Below are 26,303 nucleotides of genomic sequence, written 5' to 3' on the forward strand. Positions count from 1 at the left end.
GGGAATTTTCACTTGACAAAAGCAATATTGTATAGATTAAGAGACGACACTGAAATACAGTTGTTTAAGTCAGATTTGACGCCTGAGCAGATAATATGCTCAACAATAGGATGTTTCACCGGCGATACATTAGTAACCACAAAAGAAGGATTAAAGAGAATCGATGAGGTAAAAACCGGCGACTATGTACTCTCAAAAGATGTCAAGTCGGGAGAGATAGGATATAAAAAAGTAAATTATGTGTATATCAAAAATACAAGCAAGCTGGTAAAATTATTTGTAGGAAATGAAGAGATAAATACAACATCAAGCCATCTATTCTTTACAGATTCTGGCTGGTGGAAATCTGCAAAGAATATTAAAGTTGGGGATAGGATTTTAACAGATGATGGTGAGCTTAAGGAAGTAACAGCAACAATAGTTGTTGATCTGCAGGAAGCAGTAAGGATTTACAACCTGAATGTTGAGGATTATCATACATATTTTGTTGGCGGTAGTGGCCTTTTGGTGCATAATAATTGTTCCGAAGAATTGATAACTGCTGGAAGGTAGGCTATTGCTGAAGCAAGAGCTTGTGGGGTAACTGATCCCAAACTTCTTTCTGAAATTGGTGAGTTTGCTGCAGATGGTGCAAGAAGTAAATATATCAAGCCAACAGGAGAATTTGTTGATGATATTTTAGAAGCTGATTATCAAAAGTATGTTGTACGAAAGAAGGCTCAAGGAAAAACTCCAAGAGAACGAACTGACTGGAAAGATGCAAGAGATTATTGGATTAACGATTCTCCGCTTGCTAGAGGAAACGCCTTTAATAATAAAGCTGTTGAAGAAAAATGGTATCCATTTAATGAAGTTCATTTGGAGAATGGGAAACGATTAGATTCATATGACCCATATAAAGGAGAAATTGTATCAAGAAAAGCTACAAATTTAGAAGAAATTCAACTGTCGACCTTTGAAGGCTATTTAAGAGAAATGCAGTATAAATATAAACCCGGTACAAAAATAAGGTCTAATAAATATCCTGAAATTGATGGACAGTTACTTTCAGGTAAGCAAATACTTGAAATACCAGATTCAAATTTGAATTTTAGTGAAATACAAGAGTATATTGATTTGGCTAAAAACAAATATGGTATAGAAATACGCTTTAGGAGTGAATAACATGGAGTTAAAACCAGATATTAAAATAGCTTTAGAAAGAATTAATTTTGTTGAAAGATATAAACGTTTATCTACAAAATATGCTTTTGACTCTACTGAATGTTTTAAATCATATGATAACACTGAAGTTCTAAACATATTCAGTGAGTTGGGATATAAAGCGACTTTTGACAAACGCGAAAACTTTTTTAAGGTTGTCAAAAAAACTCCGCCATTTAAGTTTCAATTCAATATTAGTTTGAAATATGGACTTGTTGAGTTGATATGGGCAGTATGGAAAAATGAAATTTATTACGGTTGCGGTGTATGGGTAATGATGAAGAGATTATTAGAAGAAGATGAAGAAAATTTAAAAGACCCAAGATTTCGCAATTATGAAGACCTAAAAGAGATATTAACAGAAGCATTTGCCATTTATGAAGATTTCAAACGTGAGTTTCTTGCAATCCAATAAATTTATATAATAATAGTAGAGGTGAAAATATGAGTGTATCAATTTACTATACAGCTAGAAGAAATAAACCTCTTACAAAAGAGGAGCAACAAGCAATTGACAGCTTAATTAAAGAATATTCGGTAGAAAAGGAAATTTCAGAATATTTAGAAACGGGTAAAGGATTTAATTGGGAACCATTTTGTGTATATGGCCCAGATCCTAGCGAACCAGATATTATTTTTGAAGGTTCTACCAGACTTCCCGACAATTCAAAAGAAGCAATTTGGGAAGGCCTTCAACATTGGAGTTTACTGCTTTCGGCTATACGTTGCGTAATACCTGATGCTAAATGGAATGTACATGTGAATGATCATGAACTTATTTGGGATGAGGAATACTCAGAATATGATTTATCGAAGTAACTCAATAATTAGATCATAAGACTGTTTGAAAAAACTCAGTAAAATAGTTTACTATGATAAACAATTAAGGATTAGTTAACTGTATTAATATATTTTATCTTTGAATAATATAATCAGAAATACATGGTGTATCAAAAAACTACTGAAAGTGTCGGAGTTTTCTGATATACCTTTTTATTTTATAAATTTATGAAGGTAAACTAACATTATAGATGTAAGCGTCAAATAAACCCTCACATAGAATATCGGTCATGTAGTTGATACAATCATATCAAAACCAGGTTGAAAAAGTTGAAAAAGTTGGCCAACTTTTTCAACCATGAATGGAGTGATTGTATGGATACAAGAAAAACAACAGCAGAATTTCGTATGTCACAATGGGCAAAAATAATACAAAGCCGTATTGATAGTGGACTAAGTATCAAAGATTTTTGCCAGACAAATGGGATAAGCAAAAATGCTTTCTTTTACTGGCAGAAGAAATTACGTGAAAAAGCTTGCACGGAAATTGAAGTAGCGGAAAAGACCAGAAGTATAGTACCAGGTGGATGGATGCAACTGTCACAAAAGCAGGACCGTACTTCAAAAGAAACACTGGGAATTGAGATCAACGGCTGTAATATAATAGTTAATGCAGAAACAGATGTTGAATTGTTAAAAAAGGTATGCAGGGTGTTGATGTCGCTATGATAAGATGGAAAGACAAACCAGTGTATCTATGCTGCAGGTGCACAGATATGAGAAAGTCTATCAATGGTCTGATAACGCTAGTGCAAGAGAGTTTTTCCCTCGATCCATTTATGGATGCGTTGTTTGTGTTCTGTAACAAGAATCGGAACAGGATAAAGATTCTTGAATGGGATGGGGATGGATTTTGGCTGTATTTTAAAAGATTAGAACGCGGACGGTTTCGTTGGCCAACAGAAAGAGAATCTGCCACAATGCTTCTTGACGTCAGTGAGTTATCCTGTCTGATTGACAGCGCAAGATTAGAGAAAAAGCTTATCCGTAGAGAAGTTATTGAACGGAAGATCTGTTGAAAAACGATACAAAAAGCATTACAGCAATATCGAAAAACACTGGATATTTTATGATCATTATGGTATTATTACCATATGAAGACACAAGATGTTACAGTAGAAAAATTGCTTGAAATAATTGAAGAAAAAGACCGTACAATTGCTGAGTTAAAGCAACAGGTTCAATGGTTCATGGAACAAATTCGCCTAGCAAAGCATAGGCAATTTGGCATTTCAAGTGAACAAACCAATGCTCATCAGATAAATCTTTTCAATGAAGCAGAAGTAGCTTCTGATTTAAATGCGTGTGAGCCTTCATTATCAGAGGTGAAGACGCATTATCGAAAAAAAGAACCCGACTAACAACAGATAAGTTACCGGAGGAATTGCCTGTTGAGATAATCGAGCATGAAATAGAGGAAAGCGAACGAATCTGTCCAGATTGCGGCTGTGATTTGCATACAATGGGAAGGGAAACCCGAGAGGAATTAAAGATAATACCCGCAAGAGCTGTAATTGTACGGCATGTACGACATGTATATTCATGCCGGAATTGCGAAGAAACATCAGAGCGAGTTCCTGTTGTAAAGGCAGATATGCCAGAGCCTGTCATAAAGGGCGGTTTTGCATCTCCGGAAACAATTGCGCATATAGCAACGCAGAAATTTATGATGGCATCGCCATTATACCGGCAGGAACAAGAATGGAAGCAAAACGGTATATTGCTATCAAGGCAGACCATGTCAAACTGGCTTATCAAAGCGTGTGAAGAATGGCTAGAACCAATATATGAAAAAATGAAGCAGCGATTATGTAGCCACGATGTACTCCATGCCGATGAAACAGTATTACAGGTACTGAAAGAGCCAGGGAAAACAGCCCAATCGAAGAGTTACATGTGGCTGTTCCGGACAAGCGGAGAAGCAAAACAACAGATAATACTATATGACTACCAACCAGACCGGAAACATACTCACCCGGAAGAGTTTCTGAGAGATTTCTCGGGTTATCTTCATGCCGACGGGTATGAGGGATATCACAAGCTGCCTAAAAACATTACTGTTATCGGGTGTTGGGCGCATATGCGACGGAAACTTGTTGAAGCAAAGAAAGCCTTGCCAAAAGAAAAGCAGGGTGATTCAAGTGCAGCAAAGGGAGTGGAATATTGCGATAAACTGTTTCATTTAGAGAAACAGTTTGCTTTGCTGTCCCCTGAGGAAAGGTACAGAGAGCGAGAAAGGTTGTCAAAACCTTTAATGGATGAATTTTATGACTGGATTGGAAACTTGAATGCTTTACCCAAAACTCTTCTTGGGAAAGCAGTGCACTATGCACAGTCACAGCGAAAATATCTTGAACGATATTTGATAGATGGTCGTGTAGAAATATCAAACAACCGGGCAGAAAGAAGCATTAAGCCCTTTGTGATTGGTCGCAAAAACTGGATTTTTGCCAATACGCCGAACGGAGCGAGAGCTAGCGCAGTTTATTACAGCCTTATTGAAACAGCGCGAGAAAATGGATTGAATCCGTTTGAATATCTGTCATGGATTTTTACCCAGGCTCCTAACCTTGGGAAACCAGGCTACTTAACCACAATTGAAGACTTTTTACCGGGAAGTGCAATGATACCGCAAAAGGTTTATATACCGAAGCCCAAAAGTCTAGAAAATGAAAAATATGCATGGGAAGAAGATATATGAAGATAGGAAAACATACAAAATTTATGATAAATTTCATATCAGATTTTATTAACGGTGAAACAGAACGTTATTTTTTAATTTAGATTACAATGCTTATGTGATAGAGCATTTCCCGTATATGGAGATTGAGGACAGTAGATTAGCAGATAGGTTTGCTAATACTATTGATCGCGCATATGAACGCGGAACTTCACTTAGACTGTCAGATGAAGAGTTCAGGATTGAAATCTCTAAGGCTTTTGAAAAATGGTTAGGCAGTAAGAAGCCTGATATATCTTAGCAAGGTCTTTTTGTGTTTGACGCTTACTTATAGATAATCATAAGATACTAGGATAAATTCGTTAAAGGTATCAATAGACAGCATTGGACTACAAATAGTATGTGGTGACATACCTGCGGCAGCAAAAAGTGTTGTAAAGTCAATGTCCGATTCGACAGATGAATTGATGACCTGCTTAAAAAGAGAGCCTGAAGCACTGTTTGAATTGGTTGAAGAAACAAAAGAGCTTGATAACACTATATTGTATAGATTAAGAGACGACACTGAAATACAGTTGTTTAAGTCCGATTTAACGCCTGAGCAGATAATATGCTCAACAATAGGATGTTTCACCGGCGATACATTAGTAACAACAAAAGAAGGATTAAAGAGAATCGATGAGGTAAAAACCGGCGACTATGTACTTTCAAAAGATGTCAAATCGGGAGAAAGTGCATATAAGAAAGTAAATTATGTGTATATCAAAAGTACAAGCAAACTGGTAAAATTAATAGTAGGAAATGAAGAGATAAATACAACATCAAGCCATCTATTCTTTACAGATTCAGGCTGGTGGAAATCTGCAAAGAATATTAAAGTTGGGGATAGGATATTTGCTGCTGAGGGTGAGCTTAAAGAAGTAACTGCTACGAGAGTTGTTGATCTGGAGGAAGCAGTAAGGATTTACAACCTCAATGTAGATGAGTTCCATACATATTTTATCGGTAAACAAGGACTGTTGATACATAATAATGTACTGCTGAGATGATGGGTGCTGGCAGAGAGGCTATTGCAAATGCTAGATCATTAAGCATTACAGATTCAGCTAAGCTATCAGAAATAGGTAATATTGCAGCGGATATGGTTTATGAACTCGGAACATTAGGATTAAAAACTGAACAAAATATAACAAGAGCAACTAGGTTAGCTGGAGCAGGAGTAAGTAAGGAAAATATTATTAATGTTATCAGAAATAATCTAGATTCATCACCATTTATCCAGAAAAAGATACTGAACTTTGAAGAGTTTAAGTACTTGGATTCAAGTCAAAAATGGTGCTTGCAAAATGCAATTGATAACGGTTATATAGATATTTCTAAATGGATGGGTAAAATTAGCGGGAATTTTGAGAATCTTACTGTGGAGGAATGGAATGCAGTTAATAAGTACCTTATTAACGGAAAGGATTTATACAGAATCCCAGAAGGAAATATAAAAACACCGGACTTTTTAATTGATGGCGTTAAAATTGAGTTCAAAGGTATAAATGCTCAAACTTTTGATAATATAAGAACCCAAGCTTTGAAGTATGCTAATGAAAGTTTTCCTCCAACTCCTTCAGGTAAAAATGCTGATAGATTAGTACTAGATTGTGCATATAATAATCTTGATATAAACTTGGAGCAAGCTGAAGCTTTATTGAACGAAATAAAGCAGTTATATCCCAATAAGGTAGTTGAGATCTGGACGAAATTTGGAGATTTCTTTAAGTAGGAAGGAGAATACTCAATGATAAAAACATGTAAGTGTGGGAATAAGATGTCAGATGCAATTGTACCAAACAAAACTATTTATTGGTCATATACAGATGAAGACTGGTCAAATTATATAAAACTAGTTAAAGGAGAAACTATACGAGTATTTTCAAGAGCGATATGGCATTGTGAGCAATGTAACCGATTATATAATTGGGAACCAACAGATAGTAAATTATATACTTATATTATGGAATATAATTTAACTGAATCAATAGACTGCTCATGCAAAAATGAATTAACAAGCAATAATCTTATCAAAATATACAGTATGAATGATTTTGAAATGATAGAAATAGAAGAAGCTATTAGAAAAGATAAAGATCCTATTTTTCCAAGAGAAGTTTTTTACTGTCCTAGATGTAAAAGAGTGTACGTTAAGAAAAATAGTAATATAAAAGTTTTTTCAGTTGAAGAGGCAGTTAAATTAGAAACAGAATAAAACTACGGAACTTGATATGCTCTTCATATGGTAGACAATGAAAATATAAAAGCTGGTTAATGTAAATAAGGGCATATTTTACAAACGACAAAGCAAATTTTCAACTGATGAAAAATTAAAAATATTATATAAGAGAAAATAGGGAAGATAATTGATATGAAATATAATTACTATGTGGAAATTATAGATATAAATGGACATGACAGTTTTATTTTTAGGCTACCTAAAGAGCTAAAAGTAGTTGAAATTTTCTTGAATTCAGATATACAAAGCGAATATATTGCTAATGTTATATTAGATTACTGCAAGAATGTTCAAAACGGTATATCAGAAGAAGAAATTATTAACGGCAATAGTTGCAGAATTTCTATTAAACCAGATTATGTACAAATACAGGATCGATATGCAGAAGATAATGATATCGTTACAATTGAAACATCTGAGCTAATGTTGTTGATAGATGCTTTTGTGCTAGAAAAGAAAAAGTTTATAGCCTCAAATTCTGCAAAAAAGTAATTTTATTAATTAAATTTTAATAAGAGATGTAAAATGCTGGATTTAACTATTCCAGCGTTTTTATTTTAACATATAGTTTGCTAGGTACTCTGTAATCCAGGCTTTTCATTATCCAAAAGTAAATTTTTAATTTTTAGAAAAAATATTGAGGACCACAAAAAAGAGGTCTAAACATTAATGCTTAGTAAAGAGAAAACAGATTCAACGCTACTACATTTAGTTACTGAATAAAATTGTTTATCACTCCATAAGAAAATCCTTCAGGAAAAATTCAGTTTGCTGAGTTTACGTTACAATCTAACGGTATAGATGATAAGATTGAAAGGACAACATATGAAAATAAGAGTTTTTTAAAGTCAAATCAGCAAAACATGTACAAATGTATTCTATTTTAATATGTTTTTCGATTTTGGAGACATCATATCGAAAGAAGATTTCATAAATATGATGGGACCTCAATGGGAATTCCAATATGCCAACACTACTGTAAATTTAGAAGTAATAGATGTAGTTCATAGGTTTCTTGATTTGGGTGGTATGATACCTGTATTCGGCACACTCTTTGATGGAACAAATGCAATTCTATATTTTGTTGAAGGCGACATGGTAAATTGGTGCCTATCCATGTTAGGTACAATAGAGCTTATTCAATACGGCTGTGCAGGTTTGAAGATAGCGGCAAAGGCTTTAAAGGCAACAGATAAAATGATGCTTGGAAAGAATTCATTAAAGGTAGCAACAGACAGCATTGGACTGATTAAAGCCGGAAAAGCCAATATGCTCGATGATATTGCAAGCATAACAAGAACCCAAAAAGGTTATGAATTTGTCACTGAGAGTGGTATAATATTTAAGATGATTGATGATGACATACCTGCGGCAGCAAAAAGTGTTGTAAAGTCAATGTCCGATTCTACAGATGAATTGATGACATGCTTAAAAAGAGAGCCTGAAGCACTGTTTGAATTGGTTGAAGAAACAAAAGAGCTTGATAACACTATCTTATATAGATTAAGAGACGACACTGAAATACAGTTGTTTAAGTCCGAACTGACACCTGAACAGATAATATGTTCAACAACAGGATGTTTCACCGGAGATACATTAGTAACAACAAAAGAAGGCTTAAAGAGAATCGATGAGGTAAAAACCGGTGACTATGTACTTTCAAAAGATGTCAAGCTATCTATTCTTTACAAATTCTGGCTGGTGGAAATCTGCAAAGAACATTACAGTAGGGGATAGTATTTTAACAGACGACAGTAAGTTTAAGGAAGTAACTGCAACAAAAATTGTTGAGCTGGATGAACCTGTAAGGATTTGAAACCTCAATGTTGATGAGTTACATACGTATTTTGTAGGAACTAATATGTTGCTTGTTCATAATGATTTTAGCAAGGAAATTACAAATATTCTGCGCAAAGTAGGTTCCAACGTAATAAATTTAACTAAAAGACATCAGATAAAGTAAAAGGACTTTCAGCAAGATTTGGTTACGATGAAATTAAAACAGTTGCATCATGTGGAAATATCAATACTTTAAGTGGTTGGGGTACTATTATTGATGGAGCAGAAATTTTTAATCGAACTATAACACCACAAAAGGTTATAGAAAAGTGCAGTGAAATAGGGCACGATTTAAGACCTGCTGGATTACTTGATCAAGGCATTCCAGGGCAGTTTAATGCAAGTCATGCAGAAAACAAATATCATTATTAACAGATAAATCAATCGTGGTTTCGAGAGTTATGTGTTCTGATTGTATAGAATACTTTAAAAAATTAGCAAAATACACAAGCCATGAAAAGATTGTATCTGATCCAGAGGTGACAAGAATTTTTTGCACGGATGGAATTACAATAATTGAAATACCAAACTGAAATAGTATTATTTAGATAAAGGAGGTGAAACGATGGGTATACCCCAAAGTTTAATAAATATTATAGAAATAGCCAAAAAAGAAATATTATTTAATGAAAAAGGCGAACTAATTCTACCTATGAGAATAAAGATATGGAAAGCATTAGGTCCATATAAAATAGATAGTAATAATAGAGCAATACTTACTGTAGGATTAAAAAGGAGAGTAAAGCTTGCTTCAATGTGTGTAGAAAAAAATATAGATATTTGGAATTCTGTATTAGCTGATGACCAAAGACCCTTAATAATGTTAGAGATAGTAGAGGATTATATTAGGGGGAATGTTGATTATGATTTTGTTCAAAAACAAATTGGACGTTTCACAACAGATTTAGAAAATTTAAGTTGTGATGAGAGATATAATAATGCTTCATTAGTTGGTTTTGCAGCATTGAGAACAGTAAGTTTAGCGTTAAGAGATGAAAAATTAATGATCTCAGGAAAAGATAATCTATTAGATGATGATTATGATGCATATAGTTGGGATGCTTCTTTTTATTCGGCGCTTGCTTATTCGGGAAGTGGATCATGGGATAATGCAAATATTGCTGAACGTAGGGAATTCTGGCTATGGTATATCGAAGAAGCTGTTCCTAAAGCTTTTATATCATATCAAGAGTAACATATTCTTATTTAATATATATTTAGTTTAATAAATAACATGTAAAAGATGTCAAGTCCGGAGAAATCGGATATAAGAAAGTAAATTATGTGTATATCAAAAGTACAAGCAAACTGGTAAAATTAATAGTAGGAAATGAAGAGATAAATACAACATCAAGCCATCTATTCTTTACAGATTCGGGCTGGTGGAAATCTGCAAAGAACATTACAGATGGGGATAGGATTTTAACAGCAGACGGTGATCTTAATGAAGTAACTGCAATAAGAGTTGTTGACCTGGAGGAAGCTGTAAGGATTTACAACCTGAATGTTGATGAGTTCCATACGTATTTTGTCTGTGCAAATGGATTGATTGTACAGCTGAGATGATGGCAGCTGGAAGAGAAGCAATTGAAGCTGCCATATTAAGAGGTATAATAGATCCCAAAATACTTTCAGAAATTGGTGAAGCAGCAGCGGCTGAAGCTACAACAATAATGAAAATGTTGTATGAGGAAGATGCTTTTGCTGAACAAGGACTAAAACTTTCAGGAGATGCTTTAAATAATTGGAAAGACAATATTTGGAGCATAGAAGATGCTAAAATGCGAGGTATGATTATAGAATCATTCCTTTCCAAAACAGACTACAGTACATGGGGATTCATGGGACGAGAATCTGGCGGTTACTGGAAAGGGTTTGACTTCGCAGACGATTTTTCTGGTACAATATCAAGTATAAAAACACTTGACCCGAGACTTTCATCATATGCAGCGGATGATGGTTATAGTGCAATAAAGGGTTACATAGATGAGTTATATGATTTGGGAGAAGTTACAATGGCTGATGGTCAAGTAGTTGCGAAAAAAATACTTGATGTTAGAGTTCCAGCTGGAACAATAGGAAATGTTGCAAGAGATAGACTAATGAACTATATTAATAATACCTATAACGGTACAATTGGATTAGTTATAAAGGAGTTCTGACAATGGAAAATGGAGTTATTTTGAAAATTGTTTTTAAAAAGAATTGCTTGAGTTATGATATATTGAAATGGTTCATTGCTTTAGATTTAATTGATTTCAAGAATATAAGATATAAAAAAGGTAACAAACCAGCAAAAGAGATAGTTTATTCAAAAGAAAAATTTGATATGATTCTTATTGACTTGCTTAAAAATGAAGATAGATTTATCTTTGAGGCATATGATAATCAATATGATTTTTGCTTACCGAAAAAGGATAATAGCTTTCTTCTTAGTATATCATTCAATGGAGAAATTTTTATTAAAAATAAAACTAAATTGTTCAAATTTATTGATGATATTTTTAACAATGATTTTGGGTATGTTGCTTTTATTTGCCATAATGATGATATTACATGGCAGAACATAAATGACTTGGATTATATCAAAGCTAAAAATCAACCTTATGAGCATTTAAAATTAATTCCGCATCCATATTTTAGTGGGCAAATGATTGTTGATATTGAGCAAAATCCAGGACACTCTCATATGGTTAATGATTTATGGTTTGGTTCTTGCTGGGCAATGTGGTTCGGTAACGATTATTATCAATATATACCTGAAAATTTAATTGCATCTTTTAAAGATGGCTATGAAAATATTCAACTCGACAGTGGAGCAAGAAGGGTGCTATTATATGAGGATATTTTTAGCTTCGATAAACCTGAAAACAGGATTATTCAAAAAAAATTTCGAGATATCACAGGAATGGATGTTGTTGCACATGACTTAATGAATAGACCACCAGAAAATATTGACCCTACAATTGAAATCCTTAATGGACATTTTGAAAATGGCGGTACTAAGATGATGAAAAGGTATCTGAATAATGAAAATGAAATTATAGAGAAATCAAAGGCTGTGAAGGTGGAAATACGTGAAATTGAAGTGATTGAAAATAGATGGAAAACAATTTCAATCAATGTCGTTGATATTTAATATTATAATGAGGCAGATAAGGTAGTGTGAAAAGACTTTATAAGTAGTTTTCAATGAAAATCAAATTAAGTATTTATGAACTGTATTAATACAGTTCATCCTTGAAAAGAGTACAAATGAAAAAGTATAACTGAAAATCCCGGAAAATATCGGAGTTCTCTGTTATGCTTTTTTATTATATCTTACTAGATTAAGGCAATGTTATAAGATGAGATGGTAGGAAAGAATCCATTAAATGTATTACCAAGAAGTATTGTAAGCGTCAAACAGGCCCGCACATGAATGACACAATCATTAATAAAAATGGTTGGAAAAGTTTTGTAAATCGATAAAACTGGGAATGTAAGTAATTTTGTGTATCATAATTTATGTAATCCTTCTTTAGCAAGTAAATTTTAGTTGACAAGGTTTACAGAATATTGTTTTTTATTGCCTTTTCATTATATATTATTGCCGGATTTGTTAAGTTTTATACATAAACTTGATTAAATCTGGCAATAATCATTTATAATGGTCAGTATTAGCCTTTTAAACCTATATTTTTAATTTTGTGAGGTCTAGCCCATCCGGCGATGAGGATGAGCCCTTGAGGGCGGTGGGGGTGAATGCTCTTAAATATACTCTTCCAGCCTACCTGGATATTGGATTACCAATTGGCTAAGTACTCTATCCCAGTTTTTGTAACGTTGTGTCCATTTTTTTACTACATTCATTGATGCTAAATATAAAATCTTTTCTAGTGAACTGTCTGTTGGAAATATTGTTTTTGTTTTTGTGACCTTACGAAACTGACGATGTAGTCCTTCAATTATATTTGTAGTATAAATTATTTTTCGTATTTCTTCTGGAAATTTGAAAAATGGACTTATAACATCCCAGTTATTTTCCCAACTACGTATTGCAAAAGGATATTCCTTTCCCCACTTTTCTTTAAGTTCATAAAGTTTTTCTAATGCTATTTCTTCATTAATAGCATGATATACTTCTTTGAAATCATTACTAAATGCTTTTAGGTCTTTGTATGGCACATACTTAAAAGAATTTCTCAGCTGATGTATTATGCAACGCTGCACTTCAGATTTTGGATATGCAGCATTTATGGCTTCCTTAAGTCCGGTAAGTCCATCAACACAAAAAATTAAAACATCCTGTACTCCTCTATTTTTAAGGTCATTCAGTACACCAAGCCAAAACTTTGAGGATTCATTGTCACCAATCCAGATCCCTAAAATATCCTTATATCCATCAATAGTAACACCTAGAACAACATAAGCTGCCCTGTTTATTATTCTTCCGTCGTCCTTAACTTTATAGTGTATTGCATCCATAAAAACAAAAGAGTATATAGGTTCAAGAGGTCTTTGTTGCCATTCCTTAATCTCTGGAGCAATTCTATCAGTAATCTTACTAACCATCTCTGCTGATAGGCTAAAACCATAAAGTTCTTCAATTTGTTGACTGATATCCCTTGTAGACATTCCTCTTGCATATAAAGCTATAACTTTTTCTTCAATTCCAGAAACATTACGTTGATATTTAGGAATAATTTTAGGTTGAAATTCGCCTTTACGATCTCTTGGTACTTGTATATCAATTTCTCCAAACTCACTTTTTATTTTTTTAGGCGTATAACCGTTACGACTATTATCAGTTTTTTTATTTTCTACATCATCTTTAGCATATCCTAATTTTGCTTCAAGTTCTGCTTCTAAAAGTTCTTGTATTATATCTTTAAAAATGTCTTTAAGATATTCATTAATATCAGATACACTTTGGAAATTATTTTCCCGAACTAATTGTTTGATTTGTTCTTTTGTTAACGTTGACATAAAGTTCTCCTCCTTAGCTTTTATTATTATTAATCCTTGCCAAGAAGGAGAACATTCAATCATCTATACACAAATTTTTTTACATCCTCATAAAACTTTTTCAACCAAAACTTAATCTTTAATTTTTACAACCTATGTGCATCTAAATTAAGTTGGGTCTTTTTTCACCCAACCATTCATTGAAAGCATTGGCAATTTCCATTCTGAACTCTTCATCTGACAAACCAAGAGATGTTCCGAGTTCATATGCCTGATCCACAGTATAAGCAAATCTTTCTGCTAATTCGCTGTTTTCATTCTCCATATATGGAAAATGCTCTATTACATAACCAGAATAATCTATATCAAATAAATACCTCTCTATTCCCCCATTAATAAAATACGTGATAAATTTGATCATAAATATCGTATGTTTTCCAACTTTCATTCATCTTCCTCCCACGCATATTTCTCAGGCTCTGTTCTTTTGGATTGCGGTATAAACACCTTAGCAGGTATTTTCATGCTACCAGGCAGAAAATCAGCAAATGTGCTCACATAACCAGGCTTCCCTAGATTAGGGGCTTGACTAAATATCCATGACAAATATTCAAAAGGATTCAATCCATTCTCTTTTGCTGTTTCAACAAGACTGTAATACACCGCGCTCGTTCTCGCACCACCTGGCGTATTACTGAAAAGCCAATTCTTCCGTCCGATTACGAAAGGCTTTATACTTCGCTCTGCACGGTTATTTGATATCTCCAATCGTCCATCCAGTATATACCTCTCAAGATATTTTCGCTGGGACTGCGCATATTGTACTGCTTTACCCAGATGGGTTTTGGGTAGTACATTTAATTTTCTTATCCAATCATAAAATTCATCTATGATAGGCTTTGATTGCTTCTCTCGTTCTTTTAACCGGGTTTCCGGGCATAGCAATGCAAACTGTTTCTCTAAATGAAACAGTTTATCACAATATGTTACTCCCTTTGCTGCATTAGATGTTGCTTGCTTTTCTTTGGGCAGGGCTTCCATCGCTTCAAAAAACTTTCGCCGTACATGGGCCCAACAACCTATTACAGTAATTTTTTCGGGCAGCTTGTAATACCCGTTATATCCGTCTGCATGTAAATATCCACTAAATTCTTTTAGAAATTCCTCCGGATGTATATGTTTTCTGTCCGGCTGGTAGTCATAAAGTATTATCTGATGTTTTGCCTCCCCGCTCGTTCGGTACAGCCACATGTAACTCTTCGACTGTGCCGCCTTCCCTGGTTCTTTTAGCACCTGTACCACTGTTTCATCTGCATGCAGTACCTCATGCTCACACAGCCGTTTCTTCATCTCCTCATATATCGGTTCCAGCCAATTCTCACAGGCTTTTATCAACCAATTTGACATTGTCTGCCTTGATATCTCAATGCCATTTTGTTTCCATTCCTGCTCCTGACGATATAAGGGAGACCCCATCATGAATTTTGTGTAGCTATATGGGCAATTGTCTCAGGAGATGCAAAACTTCCCTTTATGACCGGTTCCGGTATATCTGCCTTTACAATGGAAGTATGGTCGGATGTTTTTTCACAGTTCCGGCATGAATAAACATGCCTAATATGACGCACTATTACCGCTTTTGCCGGAATAATCTTCAACTCATCACGAGTTTCCTTTCCCATTGTATGCAATTCACTACCGCATTCCGGGCAAATACATTCCTTTTCGGGTAACTTGTGCTCTATTACCTCCACCGGTAAATCTTCAGGAAGTTTATCTGTTGTTAGACGTGTTCTCTTACGGTAATGAGCTTTTACTTCTATCCTTTCTTGCTCGGTAATAGCTAAATTATGAGTCTCTTCCTCTTCATTATTAAAAAGATTAATTTGCTCAATCTTTGTTTGTTCGCCAAGATAACACCGAATTGTTTACTCTTTGAAAGGCGTATTTGTTCCATAAACCATTGGACTTGTTGTTCCAATTCTGCAATCCTGCGATCTTTTTCTTCAATTATATTAAGTAATTTTTCTACTGAAATTTCTTGTCTCTTCATGGGATAATATTACCATAAAAATTACATTAAATCCAGCTTTTTGATCCTTTTTTTGAATTTCTTCTTACGAAATTTGACGCTCTAAAACTTCCTTTCTCCTGAGCTTTTTCTCTAATCTGGCACTATCAATAAGACAAGCTAATTCGTTTACATCAAGAAGCATTGTGGTTGAATCTTCTTCTGTTGGCCAGCGAAATCGCCCTCGTTCTAGCCTCTTAAAGTACAGCCAAAACCCATCTCCATCCCATTCAAGGATTTTTATCCTGTTTCTATTTCTGTTACAGAACACAAACAGTGCATTCATAAACGGATCAAGTGAGAAACTTTCTTGTACCAGTGTTATTAATCCGTTGATAGATTTCCTCATATCCGTATATCTACAGCAAAGATACACTGGTTTTTCATTCCATCTTATCATAACGACATCAACACCTGGCAAACTTTTTTCAATAATTCTAAGTCTGTTTCCGTATTTACAGTGACATTACAGCCATTAATTTTAATTTCCAGTGTAGCTTTTGCAGGGTACACCGGTTTCGATGCAAGCTGCATCCATCCACTTGGTACTTCGATTTTGGGTTCTTTTACTTCTTCAACTACTGTACACTTTGCTTCACTGACTTTCTTTTGCCAATAGTAGTATGTAGCTTTGCTTACTCCATTCGTTCGGCAAAACTCTTTGATACTTTGCCCACTTTCAAGCCGGTTTTGTATTAATTGTGCCCACCTAGATAATTGTTGTTCAGTTGTTACTTTTTCCATGTCCATACAATCACTCCGTTTATTCTTTTTTACAGTGATTGTATCAACTATGCAACCATTTTACTATGTGATGATCTATTTGACGGTTACGAAGTATTGCACTAAAAATGGTATAATATTTAAGATGATTATGAAGACATACCTTCGGCAGCGAAAAGTGCTGTAAAAGCAATGTCAGATTCTACAGATGAGATAACGACATGCTTAAAAACAGAGCACGAAGCACTGTTTGAATTGGTTGAAGAAGCAAAAGAGTTTGATGTCAATATATTGTATAGATTAAGAAACGACACGGAAATACAGATATTTAAATCTGATTTGATGCCTGAACACATAATATGTTCAACAATAAGATATTTCACGGGGCATTCATTAGTAACCACAAAAGAAGGAGAAAAAAAGAATGGATGATGTAAAAACCAGTGACTATGTACTTCCAAAAGATGTTAAGTCATCTATTCTTTACAGATTCTGGCTGGTGTAAATCTGCAAAGAACATTACAGTTGGGGATAGGATTTTAACAGCTGACGGTGAGCTTAAGGAAGTAACTGCAACGAGAGTTGTTGAACTGGAGGAAGCAATAAGGATATACAACCTAAATGTTGATGAGTTCCATACGTATTTTGTTGGTACAAGTGGATTGCTTGTACATAATGATTGTACAGCTGAGATGATGGCAGCTGGAAGAAATGCTATTACATATGCTAAGAAAAGAGATATAGCTGATCCTAGAGTTTTATCAGATATTGCTTCAACAACAGCTTTTTCTGTTCAATGGGCAATAAGGGAAGGAATAACAGACTCAACGGAACTGGCTAGAATTGGCGAAGAAACTGCTACAGCGGTTATTGAAACAGTAAAGAGAGTCGGACCTGAAGTTGCTAGTAGTGTAGAAGCAAACGCATTAGATGCTCATGAATACATTCAAGCTTTAGAAATTGCCGAGTTTAGACCCGGCAAAAGATTTATAGGTAATACAGTGTGGGATGCTCCGGGTATAGATGGCACATTGAATGGTGTTTATGTGAGTTTAAAAAAGTATTCTGGCGGTAGTGTCGCAGGAGTGCTGAAGTATGCTAGTGAAGCTGAGACTAAAGCTGCAGCTGCTGGATATCGTGCAATTGATGTCTATATTGACGCAAAAGGTGTGCCTACGCTAAATCTTATTGATTATGCCAACACTCCGCCTGCTAATTTAAGCAAAATTACTACCCAAGGCATTATTTCAAATATATATGTTAATACTTCTGGTGGATGGGTAAAAATTACAAATGGGATAGCTGAGTTGGTTCAATAATAAATGGAGGAATATAAAGATGTCATCAAGTCTATCAGTTAAGTTAAAAAATGATATAAAAATATATGATTTGTTATTTAATTGTGAATTAGTTCTAAAAAAGCTTTTGAGGCATTCTGATATTCCTAAATTAATGGTATATAGAATTGAAAACAAAGTTCGTATACCGTTTCAACGAGAAACGTTTGGAGAAGATAAAGATTTTATTCTCGTTGGATTTGAAGGGTATGAGGATAGTGTATGTATTAGTACTGCCGAAATTCCAATACATCTTCCACATGTTACAGAAGATGAGGCTGGAAAGTGGGCTGTAATATCTGTTGGTATAAAAAGGTCATCAATAGAATTTGTTCTTGCCGCAAGCCTTGCTATTGCGCTTGCTAAGATGCAAGATAGCTGTGTGATAGATGACGGATGCAGATGGAATAAGGTTTCCAAGCAAAAGCCAGAAGAATTTATGCAAGCAATTAGTGTAGGCAGAAACTATGATGAAGCTTTAAAAGAAATAATTCATAACTTGAAATTGAGTAAATAATCAATATTCATTAATACTCAAGTAATAAAATTTAATGTACAAAAATGCCCCGTTTATATAAATATAGTTTCGGGGCTTTTTTATGAATACCAAACATAGTTTTTAATTCTGAAAATCGTAAGCGTAAAAGTGTGTCCTGAAGATGAAATTGAGACACAAGTAGGGAAAATAAACGCAATTTATCATGCTGCTTTGTAGGAGATGAGAGTAGTCCTCTCGAAATTGGCATTTAGGTGAAGGTTGTAAATGTCAATAAAAATTTGGTCCTTTACAGAGTTAGTTGAAACACAACAATTTTGTAATCCTAAATTCTCTATAATGATACCATAAATTAAGACAGACAAAACGGTCAAAATAAGTTAGAATAGAAATATGAAAACGAGAAGAAAGTTTACACCAGAAGAAAAAGCAAAAATAGTGATTGAGGTCTTAAGGGAAGAAAAGACGCTGAATGAGATAGCTGCCGAATATGAAATTCATCCTAATCAGCTAAGTCGCTGGAAGGCAGAATTTATAAGCAATGCAGGCAGAGTTTTCAGTAAGGAAACTGATGAAGTAGAGAAGGTCAAACAGTCGTATGAGAAGGAGAAGGACGAACTGCTTAAGCAAATTGGCCAACTTTCATATGAAGTTGCCTGGCTTAAAAAAAAATCTGGCCGACTCTAAGTCCCGGGAAGACCGCATGAAGATGATTGAGAGAGAAGAAAAGAAATTAAGCATAAAAAGGCAAGCTGAACTGTTAGGTATTAATCGTACAAGCCTTTACTACAAGCCAGTACCGGTAACAGATGAGGAATATCTAATAAAACGTATTATTGATGAGGTATACACGGTTCATCCGGAATATGGCTATCGCAGGATGACAAATATCCTACACCGGGATTACCACATACAAATCAATAGGAAGCGTACACGGCGATATATGAGGGAAATGGGGATTCACGGTTTCTGTCCCGGGCCTAATCTTAGCAGACGTCTGCATAACAAATATTTGTACCCGTATTTGCTAAGAGACTTAAATATAGATCATCCCAACCAGGTATGGTCTATAGACATAACATATTGCCGTCTTAAACGTGGATTTATGTATATGGTAGCTATAATAGACTGGTATTCCCGGTATATTGTTGGATTTGAGTTATCAAATACTTTAGATAGGACATTTGTATTAGAAGCGATAAAAAAGGCAATCAAACGATATGGTAAACCTGAAATTATGAACAGCGATCAAGGTAAACAGTTTGCCAGTGAGGATTACATAAAATTACTAAAGAGTAATAATATAAAAATTTCAATGGATGGGAAAGGACGAGCCTTGGATAATCAAAGGATAGAGCGTTTTTTTCGAACTTACAAGTGGGAGATGCTTTATCATGAAGATTGTGAAACGGGTCAGCAACTTCGGCAAAAAACGAGGGAATATATTGAATATTATAACAACAAGAGACCACATCAGTCACTAGGCTATAAAACGCCGTCAGAATATTATTTTGGGATTAACAAAGAGATTAAGGCAGTAGTATAAAACCTTGGGGCTCTGCCCCAAACCCCGTCCCCCGCCGGAAGGCAGCCGGTCTGTCATAACAGACCGGGAATCAAAAGGATATATAACCATTGGATGTCAAGGGGCAAGATGAACTCGCATATGCTCGCCCTTGACATCCATCCGACAGAGTACCTTAAGGTAGATATTATACAAAAACATAGAAAGGAGAATCTAACTGGTTAATTGTAAAATTAAATGCAACAGGTAAAATGTAGTAAAAAAATTAACAACCATAGTGAGAAATCATGTATGATTTAGGTGTCCAATCCAAACATACAGGAGGTTCTCAACTATGGTTATCAAAACTAATAATAACACAACTAAACGTAAATTTAAACACCTAAATGTTTATGAACGTGGACAAATTGAAGCTTTCATTAAGGAAGGGAAATCACAACGCTATATTGCTAAAATGCTAGGTCGTTCACCAAGTACGATCAGTCGTGAGATTAAAAGAGGTACAACGATTCAAATGAGGCATGATTTAACGACGTATAGAAAGTATTTTGCTGAAAGTGGGCAGATAGCTTATGAAAAAAATCGTTTGAATTGCGGTGCAAAGTGTAAATTAGCTAGAGTTGAAGATTTCATAAAATTTGCAGAAGAAAAAATACTATATGAAAAATGGTCACCAGATGCCGTAGTTGGCTCATGTATAGTGAATTCTAAGTGGATGCATTCTACTATTGTATGTACTAAAACCTTATATAATTATATAGACCAAGGGCTGCTGAAAGTACGAAATATTGATTTAAACCTTAAACTTCGAATAAAACCAAAAGTAAGAAGAGACCGTCAGAATAAACGTATTCTGGGAAAAAGCATCGATCAAAGGCCAGAAGATGTGCAACTACGGCAGACTTTTGGACATTGGGAAATTGATACAATCATAGGGAGAAAATCTAGCGATACAGTTATTTTAACATTAACAGAACGAAAGACACGCTATGAACTGCTGTTTCTTTTAGAAGCAAGAGATAGTAATGCTGTTAACAAGGCACTTTTGGAACTAAAGAATTTCTATGGAGAACAGTTTTGTAACATATTTCGTACTATTACAGCAGACAATGGTTCAGAATTTAGTAGATTGACAGAAATATTACAACCATTAGGGATAGAAGTATACTATGCACATCCTTATTCCTCATGGGAAAGAGGTACTAATGAACGTCATAATGGTCTTATACGGCGTTTTATACCTAAAGGGAAAGCAATAAGAGATTTTACAGCGACAACAATAAAACGTATACAAGACTGGTTAAATAATCTTCCACGCAAGATATTAGATTATAAAACGCCTGAAGAATGCTTTAATGAAGAGCTGTTTAAAATAGTTAATGATGATACATCAAAAACAGCTTAAGCCCTTCTTTCATGTGAATTATAGAGCTCATTTGAGGGGAGTCAAGGGTAAAGACTTCGTCTTGCCTGACGGCAACCCTTGACATCCCTCTGCATTCGCTCAAATAAATAACCAAGAAGGGCTTAAGGATAATATTGTGGATTTACCACCTAAACAAAAAATGATTTCTACTATAGGTGTTGCATTTAATATTGCAATTTAAAAGGAGAATCTAACTTAGAAAAGCTAAAAATTTGTCTTGACAATGGGGGTCATTATACTCTATTTTTCATGTTCATATTCGATTTTTCAACTAGCTCTGGAAAGAATCAATTTTAGAGTAACATTAACAAAATTATGTGTATATCAAAAATACAAGCAAATTGGTACAATTAATATTAGATAATGAAGAAATAAATACAACATCAAGTTATCTGTTTTTTTGCAAATTCTGGCTGGTGGAAATCTGCAAAGAATATTAAAGTTGGAGACAGGATTTTAACATCTGACGGTGAGCTTAAGGAAGTTACAGCAATAAGAGTTGTTGAGTTGGAGGAAGCAGTAAGGATTTATAACCTTAATGTTGAGGATTATCATACATATTTTGTAGGTGCAAATGGTCTACTTGTGTACAATGATTGTAAGGCAGAGATGATAGGTGCTGCTAGAGATGCTATTGCAGAAGCAAAAAGAATGGGTATGATAGATTCCAATGCACTTTCGATAATTGGTGAAGAAGCTGCTTATGCTATTGGTGATGCCCTTAAAAGGGGGATAACTGACCCGACAGAACTTGTTAGAATTAGTGATGAAGTAGCTACGGCACTAAGCCAATTATCAATTGCACAAGCTAATTCACTAAAGATATATAGAACATCTGGAATTAACTCAATTTTAAAAAGCGGGTATGACCTCCATTTAACTGATGTACAAAACTTTACTCAATCAAGTGCATTTATAGGTGGGCATAACCAAGAAAACTTTTTTAAATATATAGCAGACAATAACATCCAAATTAAAGAAATATCTAGAACTCCTTCTTCGATAGCAGGAGTAGAAGAAATAAGATTTCAAATACCTGCAAAGGACGGTGCAGGCAATATAATAAAAGATGAATATGGAAATATTGTATACAAAAATGAAATTTTTAAGAAAACAATTTATGACCCGACTAAAATATCAGATGCAGAAATGTTAAGGTTAGGTGAACAGGCTATGGCTGAAGGGATAAATGGATACAGACTTAAATATCAATATAATAGCAACACAATTATAAATGGAATAGCACCTAACGGTTTAAAGTTTACTGGTTATTGGAATCCTGTAACGGTTAAATTGAAAATTATCATCCAGTGTTGGAATGGTAGGAAAGGAAAATTATCATGAGAGTGAGAATTAAATATTCCGGGAAATACGTAAGCGAATATAGTCCAATGATTAACTATTTTAACAGATTAAATGATAAAGATTTTAAAGAAGCAATTACTCTGTTTTCCAAGGACTGTGGATTTGGAATCGATTATTATAGTTGCTCTTTTGCAAGTAATTGGCATCCACTTGAAGATGGCTATTTTGAAAGTGGCGTGCAATTTGTTGATTCTAGTGGAGGGAATGAAAGAAAAGTAATTGTAGACTATGCCACTTTTTATAAGTTTCTAAAAATGGCTTGTGATGATTATTTAGAAGATCATCCCGAAGAACAGAATAAGGTTGAAGAAGCACTGAAAACGATAAGGGATAGATATAATATCTGATTAATATTAAAAAATGTAAAAGCTGGATGCGTAAAGTGTATCTGGCTTTTACTTAAAATTCACTTCTGGATATTTTTTGATATGTCAGTTCTAACCACTCTTCACAGGCTTTAATGCTTTAATAAGCTAATTTTAAATCAGAATTGATAATAAAGGAGTTTTAAAATGGAAGATAGGGTGAATGTAGAAATTATACTAAAAAATAAATGTTTAGGTTATGATATTTTTGATAAATTCAGTAATTTAAGACTAATATCTTTTGATACTATTCGAATACGACAGAATAAAAAGACAAAAAATGTTAATTATTCTGAAGTACAATTTTGTGAAATACTTTCAAATTTATTAAAAGTTGAAGATGAATTTGTATTTGAGGCATATGATAAAAAAAATCACTTTCGTATTTTAAAAAAGAAAATTAATTGCATTTTTAGTATTTCTCTTAACCCCAATATTTTTATCAATGCCAGAAATGAAATTTTTTCTTCAATAAATGACTTGTTTATTGAGGATAAGGCGATAGTAGGGCATATTTGCGATGGTGTAGATTATTTTTGGCAGAATACAGAGCAATTGGAAAACTATATAAGCTATAATAAGTCATATGCTCACTTGAAGTTAATACAGAACCCATATTTTAGAAATGATAGAATTGTTGATATTGAGCAAAATCCAGGACACTCCCATATGGTGAATGATTTATGGTTTGGTTCCAGTTGGGCTATGTGGTTCGGTATCGATTATTATCAATATATACCTGAAAATTTGATTGCATCTTTTAAAGATGGCTATGAAAATGTACAATTCGATAATGGAGCTAGAAGGGTGCTATTATATGAGGATATTTTCAGCTTCGATAGACCTGAAAACAGGATTATTCAACAAAAATTTCGAGAAATTACTGGAATGGATGTTGTTGCACATGATTTAATGAATAGACCACCAGAAAATATTGACCCTACAATTGAAATCCTTAATGGACATTTTGAAAATGGTGGCACTAAGATGATGAAAAGGTATCTGAATAATGAAAATGAAATGATAGAGAAATCAAAGGCTGTAAAGGTAGAAATACGTGAAATTGAAGTGATTGACAACAGATGGAAGACAATTTCAATCAAAGTCGATAATATAACATTATAATGAGGCAGATAGGCTAGTGTGGAATATTTTGTAAATAAATTAAGATAATAGACTTAGGTATTTATAAACTGAACTAATATAGTTCATACTTTAATAATATAACTGAAACAAAGGTGTATCAAAAAGCTTTCCCCAAATATCAGAGTTTTTTGATATACCTTTTTGCTTTATATAACTATAAAGATAACCTAGTATTATTTGTAATGATGCTAAGAAAGAATTCATAAAACGTAGCAACAAACAAAATTTAATTATAAATAGTATAATATTCAATATAATTAATAATATACCTATTGCAGACAAAGTGTTGTATGGGCAAAGTCTGAATTAACAGATAACATGTTTAAAAGAGAGCCTGAAGCACTGTTTAATTAGTTGAAGAAACAAAAGAGCTTGATAACACTATCTTATATAGATTAAGGGATGACACGGAAATACAGTTGCTTAAATCTGATTTGACACAGAAACAGATAATATGTTCAACAATCGGATATTTTACCGGTGATACATTAGTAACAGCAAAAGAAGGATTAAAGAGAATTGATGAAGTGAAAACCGGTGACTATGTACTCTCAAAAGATGTCAAGTCATCTATTCTTTACAAATTCAGGCTGGTGGAAATCTGCAAAGAATATTAAAGTTGGGGATAGGATTTTAACAGCTGACGGTGAGCTTAAGAAAGTAACTGCAACGAGAGTTGTTGAACTGGAGGAAGCAGTAAGGATTTACAACCTCAATGTAGAGGATTATCATACATATTTTGTAGGAACTAATGGGTTGCTTGTACATAATGATTGTACACTCGATATGATGGTAGCAGGCAGAGAAGCAATTGAAAATACAAGATTAAGATGCATAACAGATACAAAATTGCTTTCTGATATTGGCTCAGGAGCCGCATCTATAGTAGATATTCTTAAAATTGGTAGAGAAATTGTTCCTGGCTCAGATGAATGGAAAATCGTAAGTGAATACTACTATGAACTGGTACAAGGAATCAGAAGTTCCAAAGGTTTGACGAGTTCTGCGAGAAATATGTCATTTACGAGTTAGTAATTGATAACAGAAAAATGGATTTTATAGCATATAGTAGTACATCAGACATACCTGGTCTTGTTCCGTACATACAAAATGAAGCAGATAGGTTGTTTACTACATATTTTGTAAAAGATGCTAACAGAGCTGTTGATACTGAAGCCAAGATTTTAGAACAAATTGCAAGCGAACTAGGTGCAGCAAAGAGTGCAGATGGTAATATAAACTGGGGAAGTACGAGTTCAAAAGGTATTATGAACCTATTTACAGAATTAGAACCTTGTCCAAGCTGCTATGGTGTTATGCAGCAATTTAGGAAACACTATCCTAATATAACAATAAATATTATTTGGAAGTATCCTTATATATATGAATAAAAAATATGAAAGGTGTGAGTTATTTTGGAAAAGTTTGACGATTTAAATTCAAAATTCGATGACTTACGACAATGCTCAATAAATTTCCCAGGTGACTATTCTGAGCAAATAGCTTTGGAATTGGGCGAGATTTTAAATATTAGTATTGATACAGAGCTAATAAAAAAAACGATGTGGAATCGGACAAGAAAGTATGGTGAAGAAAGCATCTGCTTGTTTAGAAATGAACACGATAATAGATGCTTTATCCTTATTGAATGCGATCCTGGAGATTGGATATATACAGTAGTTGTAAGATGTGCAATTAAAGATTATGAACTTGTTAGAACAACTTTACATAGTCTTTATGAAAAGTATGGGAAGGAAGAAGGATTGCCTATTAGACATATTGATGAGTTGAAGGATTGTATGTTTGAAGAAAGTAATGATCTAATTAAAATTATAAAACGTCATAATCTATAAAAACTTTAAGTAAACATCTATCTAATAGAGCAAAATTATATCCGACTGTAGGAATTGATATGTTTCCCTTATGGTAGACAGCAAAAATATAAAAACTGTTTACTTAAGGAGGAGCATATTTTAAGGGACGAAACAGCAAATTTTCAACCGTTGATTAAATTGAACAGCACCTAACGGCTTAAAGTTTACTGGTTATTGTAATCCTG

At 34.0% G+C, this 26,303-nt stretch carries 33 protein-coding genes and 2 pseudogenes; 30 read left to right on the top strand and 5 right to left on the bottom strand.

Annotated elements, in window-relative coordinates:
- Positions 1–12 precede the first annotated feature (12 nt).
- The 18 genes and pseudogenes from CLOCL_RS07830 (at position 13) to CLOCL_RS07905 (ending at position 11,982) form a co-directional block, all read left to right on the top strand.
- Entirely contained in the window at positions 13–552 is a 540-nt protein-coding gene (locus CLOCL_RS07830; RefSeq protein WP_041715013.1) for a hint domain-containing protein, read from the top strand.
- Positions 553–858: 306 nt separating this feature from the next.
- The gene (locus CLOCL_RS07835; protein WP_052306584.1) at positions 859–1,164 is read left to right on the top strand and encodes a hypothetical protein; all 306 of its coding nucleotides are present in this window, start codon (positions 859–861) and stop codon (positions 1,162–1,164) included.
- A gap of 1 nt (position 1,165) precedes the next feature.
- Complete coding sequence (locus CLOCL_RS07840; protein ID WP_014254838.1) at positions 1,166–1,618, top strand: hypothetical protein; 453 nt, start codon at positions 1,166–1,168, stop codon at positions 1,616–1,618.
- 29 nt (positions 1,619–1,647) lie between these two features.
- The gene (locus CLOCL_RS07845; protein ID WP_014254835.1) at positions 1,648–2,022 is read left to right on the top strand and encodes a hypothetical protein; all 375 of its coding nucleotides are present in this window, start codon (positions 1,648–1,650) and stop codon (positions 2,020–2,022) included.
- Between the two features lie 336 nt (positions 2,023–2,358).
- Positions 2,359–2,712 (top strand): IS66 family insertion sequence element accessory protein TnpA, encoded by a 354-nt coding sequence (tnpA, locus tag CLOCL_RS07850; protein WP_014254839.1) that lies wholly within the window; start codon positions 2,359–2,361, stop codon positions 2,710–2,712.
- Entirely contained in the window at positions 2,709–3,062 is a 354-nt protein-coding gene (tnpB, locus tag CLOCL_RS07855; protein ID WP_014254840.1) for an IS66 family insertion sequence element accessory protein TnpB, read from the top strand. The genes tnpA (CLOCL_RS07850) and tnpB (CLOCL_RS07855) overlap by 4 nt, the downstream gene beginning before the upstream one ends.
- A gap of 75 nt (positions 3,063–3,137) precedes the next feature.
- Positions 3,138–4,744 (top strand): annotated as a pseudogene (gene tnpC / locus CLOCL_RS07860) (IS66 family transposase).
- A gap of 97 nt (positions 4,745–4,841) precedes the next feature.
- Positions 4,842–5,024 (top strand): hypothetical protein, encoded by a 183-nt coding sequence (locus tag CLOCL_RS23100; protein WP_245532856.1) that lies wholly within the window; start codon positions 4,842–4,844, stop codon positions 5,022–5,024.
- A 142-nt stretch (positions 5,025–5,166) separates the two neighbouring features.
- A complete protein-coding gene (locus CLOCL_RS07865) occupies positions 5,167–5,772 on the top strand; it encodes a polymorphic toxin-type HINT domain-containing protein (protein ID WP_014254843.1) in 606 nt (201 codons plus the stop codon).
- Entirely contained in the window at positions 5,772–6,497 is a 726-nt protein-coding gene (locus CLOCL_RS07870) for a hypothetical protein (protein ID WP_014254844.1), read from the top strand. Before CLOCL_RS07865 ends, CLOCL_RS07870 begins: the two co-directional genes overlap by 1 nt.
- A 15-nt stretch (positions 6,498–6,512) precedes the next feature.
- Positions 6,513–6,980 (top strand): hypothetical protein, encoded by a 468-nt coding sequence (locus CLOCL_RS07875; protein ID WP_014254845.1) that lies wholly within the window; start codon positions 6,513–6,515, stop codon positions 6,978–6,980.
- Between the two features lie 156 nt (positions 6,981–7,136).
- Entirely contained in the window at positions 7,137–7,496 is a 360-nt protein-coding gene (locus CLOCL_RS07880) for a hypothetical protein (RefSeq protein ID WP_014254846.1), read from the top strand.
- A gap of 444 nt (positions 7,497–7,940) precedes the next feature.
- Positions 7,941–8,741, top strand: a complete 801-nt coding sequence (locus CLOCL_RS07885; RefSeq protein ID WP_041715016.1) for a hypothetical protein — start codon at positions 7,941–7,943, stop codon at positions 8,739–8,741.
- Between the two features lie 285 nt (positions 8,742–9,026).
- The gene (locus CLOCL_RS23790; RefSeq protein WP_420805128.1) at positions 9,027–9,215 is read left to right on the top strand and encodes a hypothetical protein; all 189 of its coding nucleotides are present in this window, start codon (positions 9,027–9,029) and stop codon (positions 9,213–9,215) included.
- Between the two features lie 193 nt (positions 9,216–9,408).
- On the top strand, positions 9,409–10,038 hold the full coding sequence (locus CLOCL_RS07890; RefSeq protein WP_014254847.1) for an Imm5 family immunity protein: 630 nt from the start codon (positions 9,409–9,411) through the stop codon (positions 10,036–10,038).
- Between the two features lie 89 nt (positions 10,039–10,127).
- The gene (locus CLOCL_RS07895; protein WP_027621419.1) at positions 10,128–10,409 is read left to right on the top strand and encodes a polymorphic toxin-type HINT domain-containing protein; all 282 of its coding nucleotides are present in this window, start codon (positions 10,128–10,130) and stop codon (positions 10,407–10,409) included.
- A complete protein-coding gene (locus tag CLOCL_RS07900; protein ID WP_144687037.1) occupies positions 10,409–11,005 on the top strand; it encodes a hypothetical protein in 597 nt (198 codons plus the stop codon). Before CLOCL_RS07895 ends, CLOCL_RS07900 begins: the two co-directional genes overlap by 1 nt.
- Before the next feature lie 2 nt (positions 11,006–11,007).
- Positions 11,008–11,982, top strand: coding sequence for a hypothetical protein (locus CLOCL_RS07905; RefSeq protein WP_014254849.1), 975 nt, complete (start codon positions 11,008–11,010; stop codon positions 11,980–11,982).
- Between the two features lie 611 nt (positions 11,983–12,593).
- On the opposite strand, the gene CLOCL_RS07910 is transcribed toward CLOCL_RS07905, so the two are convergent.
- From CLOCL_RS07910 to tnpA (CLOCL_RS07930), 5 genes and pseudogenes are all read right to left on the bottom strand, one after another.
- Positions 12,594–13,811 carry an IS256 family transposase gene (locus CLOCL_RS07910; RefSeq protein ID WP_014254544.1) on the bottom strand — a complete coding sequence of 406 codons (1,218 nt, stop codon included), beginning with the start codon at positions 13,809–13,811 and terminating at the stop codon, positions 12,594–12,596.
- A 142-nt stretch (positions 13,812–13,953) separates the two neighbouring features.
- On the bottom strand, positions 13,954–14,238 hold the full coding sequence (locus tag CLOCL_RS07915) for a hypothetical protein (RefSeq protein WP_014253716.1): 285 nt from the start codon (positions 14,236–14,238) through the stop codon (positions 13,954–13,956).
- Positions 14,235–15,843, bottom strand: a pseudogene (gene tnpC / locus CLOCL_RS07920) (IS66 family transposase). The gene CLOCL_RS07915 and the pseudogene tnpC (CLOCL_RS07920) overlap by 4 nt, the downstream one beginning before the upstream one ends.
- A 64-nt stretch (positions 15,844–15,907) precedes the next feature.
- A complete protein-coding gene (gene tnpB / locus CLOCL_RS07925) occupies positions 15,908–16,261 on the bottom strand; it encodes an IS66 family insertion sequence element accessory protein TnpB (protein ID WP_014254783.1) in 354 nt (117 codons plus the stop codon).
- Positions 16,258–16,611: an IS66 family insertion sequence element accessory protein TnpA gene (tnpA, locus tag CLOCL_RS07930; protein WP_014253714.1), complete on the bottom strand. Its 354-nt coding sequence runs from the start codon at positions 16,609–16,611 to the stop codon at positions 16,258–16,260. Before tnpA (CLOCL_RS07930) ends, tnpB (CLOCL_RS07925) begins: the two co-directional genes overlap by 4 nt.
- A 165-nt stretch (positions 16,612–16,776) precedes the next feature.
- Between tnpA (CLOCL_RS07930) and CLOCL_RS23105 the strand changes: the two genes are divergently transcribed.
- The 12 genes from CLOCL_RS23105 (at position 16,777) to CLOCL_RS07990 (ending at position 26,097) form a co-directional block, all read left to right on the top strand.
- A complete protein-coding gene (locus tag CLOCL_RS23105; protein ID WP_014254850.1) occupies positions 16,777–17,016 on the top strand; it encodes a hypothetical protein in 240 nt (79 codons plus the stop codon).
- A gap of 17 nt (positions 17,017–17,033) precedes the next feature.
- Complete coding sequence (locus CLOCL_RS07940; RefSeq protein ID WP_041715018.1) at positions 17,034–17,903, top strand: polymorphic toxin-type HINT domain-containing protein; 870 nt, start codon at positions 17,034–17,036, stop codon at positions 17,901–17,903.
- Between the two features lie 19 nt (positions 17,904–17,922).
- On the top strand, positions 17,923–18,438 hold the full coding sequence (locus tag CLOCL_RS07945; protein ID WP_014254851.1) for a hypothetical protein: 516 nt from the start codon (positions 17,923–17,925) through the stop codon (positions 18,436–18,438).
- Positions 18,439–18,810: 372 nt separating this feature from the next.
- A protein-coding gene (locus tag CLOCL_RS07955; protein WP_027622199.1) for an IS3 family transposase occupies positions 18,811–19,963 on the top strand; the annotation gives its coding sequence in 2 pieces (ribosomal slippage) (positions 18,811–19,077 and positions 19,079–19,963; 1,152 coding nt in all).
- Between the two features lie 313 nt (positions 19,964–20,276).
- Positions 20,277–21,347: an IS30 family transposase gene (locus tag CLOCL_RS07960; protein WP_014253901.1), complete on the top strand. Its 1,071-nt coding sequence runs from the start codon at positions 20,277–20,279 to the stop codon at positions 21,345–21,347.
- A 474-nt stretch (positions 21,348–21,821) separates the two neighbouring features.
- Positions 21,822–22,712, top strand: a complete 891-nt coding sequence (locus tag CLOCL_RS07965; protein ID WP_245532891.1) for a CdiA family toxin C-terminal domain-containing protein — start codon at positions 21,822–21,824, stop codon at positions 22,710–22,712.
- Positions 22,709–23,080, top strand: a complete 372-nt coding sequence (gene cdiI, locus CLOCL_RS07970; RefSeq protein ID WP_014254852.1) for a ribonuclease toxin immunity protein CdiI — start codon at positions 22,709–22,711, stop codon at positions 23,078–23,080. The genes CLOCL_RS07965 and cdiI overlap by 4 nt, the downstream gene beginning before the upstream one ends.
- A gap of 165 nt (positions 23,081–23,245) precedes the next feature.
- Entirely contained in the window at positions 23,246–24,223 is a 978-nt protein-coding gene (locus CLOCL_RS07975) for a hypothetical protein (RefSeq protein ID WP_014254853.1), read from the top strand.
- Positions 24,224–24,663: 440 nt separating this feature from the next.
- Entirely contained in the window at positions 24,664–24,861 is a 198-nt protein-coding gene (locus CLOCL_RS23110) for a hypothetical protein (protein ID WP_245532857.1), read from the top strand.
- Positions 24,788–25,276, top strand: coding sequence for a polymorphic toxin-type HINT domain-containing protein (locus tag CLOCL_RS23115; protein WP_245532858.1), 489 nt, complete (start codon positions 24,788–24,790; stop codon positions 25,274–25,276). Before CLOCL_RS23110 ends, CLOCL_RS23115 begins: the two co-directional genes overlap by 74 nt.
- A 17-nt stretch (positions 25,277–25,293) precedes the next feature.
- The gene (locus CLOCL_RS07985) at positions 25,294–25,635 is read left to right on the top strand and encodes a deaminase domain-containing protein (protein WP_051411155.1); all 342 of its coding nucleotides are present in this window, start codon (positions 25,294–25,296) and stop codon (positions 25,633–25,635) included.
- A gap of 24 nt (positions 25,636–25,659) precedes the next feature.
- On the top strand, positions 25,660–26,097 hold the full coding sequence (locus tag CLOCL_RS07990) for a hypothetical protein (RefSeq protein WP_014254854.1): 438 nt from the start codon (positions 25,660–25,662) through the stop codon (positions 26,095–26,097).
- The last annotated feature ends 206 nt before the right edge of the window (positions 26,098–26,303 follow it).

This window comes from Acetivibrio clariflavus DSM 19732 (genome assembly GCF_000237085.1).
GTDB classification, from domain to species: domain Bacteria; phylum Bacillota; class Clostridia; order Acetivibrionales; family Acetivibrionaceae; genus Acetivibrio; species Acetivibrio clariflavus.

Coding starts and splice junctions, on each gene's coding strand:
- CLOCL_RS07840 (WP_014254838.1), top strand. CDS start 1,166: ATGGAGTTAAAACCAGATATTAAAATAGCTTTAGAAAGAATTAATTTT.
- CLOCL_RS07845 (WP_014254835.1), top strand. CDS start 1,648: ATGAGTGTATCAATTTACTATACAGCTAGAAGAAATAAACCTCTTACA.
- tnpA (WP_014254839.1), top strand. CDS start 2,359: ATGGATACAAGAAAAACAACAGCAGAATTTCGTATGTCACAATGGGCA.
- tnpB (WP_014254840.1), top strand. CDS start 2,709: ATGATAAGATGGAAAGACAAACCAGTGTATCTATGCTGCAGGTGCACA.
- CLOCL_RS07865 (WP_014254843.1), top strand. CDS start 5,167: ATGTCCGATTCGACAGATGAATTGATGACCTGCTTAAAAAGAGAGCCT.
- CLOCL_RS07870 (WP_014254844.1), top strand. CDS start 5,772: ATGGGTGCTGGCAGAGAGGCTATTGCAAATGCTAGATCATTAAGCATT.
- CLOCL_RS07875 (WP_014254845.1), top strand. CDS start 6,513: ATGATAAAAACATGTAAGTGTGGGAATAAGATGTCAGATGCAATTGTA.
- CLOCL_RS07880 (WP_014254846.1), top strand. CDS start 7,137: ATGAAATATAATTACTATGTGGAAATTATAGATATAAATGGACATGAC.
- CLOCL_RS07885 (WP_041715016.1), top strand. CDS start 7,941: ATGATGGGACCTCAATGGGAATTCCAATATGCCAACACTACTGTAAAT.
- CLOCL_RS07890 (WP_014254847.1), top strand. CDS start 9,409: ATGGGTATACCCCAAAGTTTAATAAATATTATAGAAATAGCCAAAAAA.
- CLOCL_RS07900 (WP_144687037.1), top strand. CDS start 10,409: ATGGCAGCTGGAAGAGAAGCAATTGAAGCTGCCATATTAAGAGGTATA.
- CLOCL_RS07905 (WP_014254849.1), top strand. CDS start 11,008: ATGGAAAATGGAGTTATTTTGAAAATTGTTTTTAAAAAGAATTGCTTG.
- CLOCL_RS07910 (WP_014254544.1), bottom strand. CDS start 13,811: ATGTCAACGTTAACAAAAGAACAAATCAAACAATTAGTTCGGGAAAAT.
- CLOCL_RS07915 (WP_014253716.1), bottom strand. CDS start 14,238: ATGAAAGTTGGAAAACATACGATATTTATGATCAAATTTATCACGTAT.
- tnpB (WP_014254783.1), bottom strand. CDS start 16,261: ATGATAAGATGGAATGAAAAACCAGTGTATCTTTGCTGTAGATATACG.
- tnpA (WP_014253714.1), bottom strand. CDS start 16,611: ATGGACATGGAAAAAGTAACAACTGAACAACAATTATCTAGGTGGGCA.
- CLOCL_RS23105 (WP_014254850.1), top strand. CDS start 16,777: ATGTCAGATTCTACAGATGAGATAACGACATGCTTAAAAACAGAGCAC.
- CLOCL_RS07940 (WP_041715018.1), top strand. CDS start 17,034: ATGTACTTCCAAAAGATGTTAAGTCATCTATTCTTTACAGATTCTGGC.
- CLOCL_RS07945 (WP_014254851.1), top strand. CDS start 17,923: ATGTCATCAAGTCTATCAGTTAAGTTAAAAAATGATATAAAAATATAT.
- CLOCL_RS07960 (WP_014253901.1), top strand. CDS start 20,277: ATGGTTATCAAAACTAATAATAACACAACTAAACGTAAATTTAAACAC.
- cdiI (WP_014254852.1), top strand. CDS start 22,709: ATGAGAGTGAGAATTAAATATTCCGGGAAATACGTAAGCGAATATAGT.
- CLOCL_RS07975 (WP_014254853.1), top strand. CDS start 23,246: ATGGAAGATAGGGTGAATGTAGAAATTATACTAAAAAATAAATGTTTA.
- CLOCL_RS23115 (WP_245532858.1), top strand. CDS start 24,788: ATGTACTCTCAAAAGATGTCAAGTCATCTATTCTTTACAAATTCAGGC.
- CLOCL_RS07985 (WP_051411155.1), top strand. CDS start 25,294: ATGGATTTTATAGCATATAGTAGTACATCAGACATACCTGGTCTTGTT.